The 2,203-nt window shown below is 69.6% G+C and carries 2 protein-coding genes and 1 pseudogene; all 3 read right to left on the reverse strand.

The genetic code is table 11. The features are described from left to right. Positions 1-562: triose-phosphate isomerase (locus RIF89_RS14325; protein ID WP_309069749.1), on the reverse strand; the 562-nt coding region annotated here is incomplete at its 3' end. Further along, positions 547-1,767 carry a phosphoglycerate kinase gene (locus RIF89_RS14330; RefSeq protein ID WP_309069750.1) on the reverse strand — a complete coding sequence of 407 codons (1,221 nt, stop codon included), beginning with the start codon at positions 1,765-1,767 and terminating at the stop codon, positions 547-549. The genes RIF89_RS14330 and RIF89_RS14325, both read right to left, overlap by 16 nt. A gap of 89 nt (positions 1,768-1,856) precedes the next feature. Continuing rightward, positions 1,857-2,203, reverse strand: a pseudogene (locus RIF89_RS14335) (type I glyceraldehyde-3-phosphate dehydrogenase); the annotation flags it as partial.

A 2,203-nucleotide genomic window follows, 5' to 3' on the forward strand; every position in this document is an offset into this window, starting at 1 on the left:
CCTGGCCCGATCCGATCGCCCACACGGGCTCGTACGCGACGACGATGTCCGCCGACGCGGGGACGCCGTCGAGCGCGACCTCGAGCTGACCGACCGGCACCGCGCTGGCGCCGTGCTTCTCGAGGTCTTCCGCGGTCTCACCGACGCAGATCACGGGAACGAGCTCGTGCTTGAGGGCCGCCTTGACCTTCGCGGCCACGACATCGTCGCCCTCCGCGTGATACTCCCGGCGCTCCGAGTGTCCGATGATCACGGATCCGACATCCAGGCGCTTCAGGAACGCGCCGGAGATCTCGCCCGTGTACGCGCCGGAGTCGTGCACCGACAGATCCTGCGCGCCCAGACCGAAGGGGATTTTGTCGGCGTCGATCAGGGTCTGCACGCTGCGCAGGTCGGTGAACGGCGGGAACACCGATACGTCGACCGAGTCGAACTCGTGCTTGGCGTCCTTCAGCGCCCAGTGCAGCTTCTGCACGAACGCGACCGCCTGCAGGTGGTCGAGGTTCATCTTCCAGTTGCCCGCGATCAGCGGGGTGCGCTTGCCGATCATGCTGCCGACCATCCGAGGACCTCCAGTCCGGGGAGCTTCTTGCCTTCCAGGAACTCGAGGCTGGCGCCTCCGCCCGTTGAGATGTGTCCGAACGCGTCGTCCGCGAAGCCCAGCTGACGCACGGCCGCAGCGGAGTCGCCGCCGCCCACCACGCTGAGGCCGTCGACCTCGGTGAGGGCCTGCGCGACCGCCTTGGTGCCCGCGGCGAACGGCGCGAGCTCGAACACGCCCATGGGGCCGTTCCAGAACACGGTCTTGGACGCGCGGATCGCGTCCGCGAAGGCGGCGGACGTCTCGGGCCCGATGTCGAGACCGAGCCCGGAGGATCCGAAGTCGGTGTCCTCGATCGCGTCGGCGGGGGTGATCATGTGCTCCGCGTCGGCGCCGAACTTGGATGCGACGACGATGTCGGTGGGCAGGACGATCTCCACGCCCTTCTCCTGAGCGGTGCGGAGGTAGCCCTGCACCGTCTCGATCTGATCCTGCTCGAGCAGGCTCGCGCCGACCTTGTGGCCCTGGGCCGCGAGGAACGTGAAGAGCATGCCGCCGCCGATCAGGAGGCGGTCGACGCGCGGCAGCAGGTGGTCGATGACGCCGAGCTTGTCCGACACCTTCGAGCCGCCCAGCACGACCGTGTAGGGCCGCTCCGGGTTCTCTGTGAGGCGGTCGAGCACGTCGAGCTCCGCGGCGATCAGCAGACCCGCGGCGCTCGGCAGCTGCTGGGCGAGGTCGTACACGCTCGCCTGCTTGCGGTGCACGACGCCGAAGCCGTCCGACACCATGACGTCGCCCAGTGCGGCGAGCTGCTGCGCGAACGCGCCGCGCTCGGCCTCGTCCTTCGCGGTCTCGCCCGGGTTGAAGCGCAGGTTCTCGAGGACGGCGATCTGACCGTCCTGGAGCCCCGCGACGGTCTCCTGCGCAGACTCGCCCACCGTGTCGCGCGCGAACGCGACGGGCTTGCCGAGGAGCTCGGAGAGGCGGTGCGCCACGGGCTCGAGGCTGTACTTCGCATCGGGCGCGCCTTCCGGGCGGCCGAGGTGCGACACGACCGCGACGCGGGCGCCCGCGTCGAGCAGCGCATTCAGGGTGGGGAGCGACGCGCGCACGCGGCCGTCGTCCGTGATCGTGCCGTCCTTGAGGGGGACGTTGAGGTCGCAGCGCACGATGACACGCTTGCCGGCGACCGAACCGAGGGATTCGAGAGTTCGCAGAGACATCGATCCGACTCTACTCCCGCGCCGGGCACGACGAAGGCCCGCCGGGCCGGACTGATCCGGGCCGACGGGCCTTCGCGGGACGTCAGGTGTTACAGACGCGCGCCGACGTACTCGGCGAGGTCCACGAGACGGTTCGAGTAGCCCCACTCGTTGTCGTACCAGGCCGAGACCTTCGCGAGGTTGCCCGAGACGGACGTCAGGCCCGAGTCGAAGATCGACGAGAACGGGTTGAGCTGGATGTCGCTCGAGACCAGCGGGTCCTCCGAGTACTGCAGGTAGCCCGCGAGCGAGCCCTCGGCCGCGGCGGCACGGTAGGCCTCGTTGATGGCCTCCTTGGTGAGGCCGTCCTTCGTCACGAGCGTCAGGTCGACGACCGAGCCGGTGGGGACCGGCACGCGGTAGCTCGTGCCGTCCAGCTTGCCCTGCAGCTCGGGCA

The sequence above is a fragment of the Microbacterium sp. genome (genome assembly GCF_031178525.1).
In the GTDB taxonomy this organism is placed as follows: Bacteria; Actinomycetota; Actinomycetes; order Actinomycetales; family Microbacteriaceae; genus Microbacterium.

Bases quoted from the DNA above. Each gene is read 5' to 3' on its own strand.
- RIF89_RS14330 (WP_309069750.1), bottom strand. From the start codon at position 1,767: ATGTCTCTGCGAACTCTCGAATCCCTCGGTTCGGTCGCCGGCAAGCGT.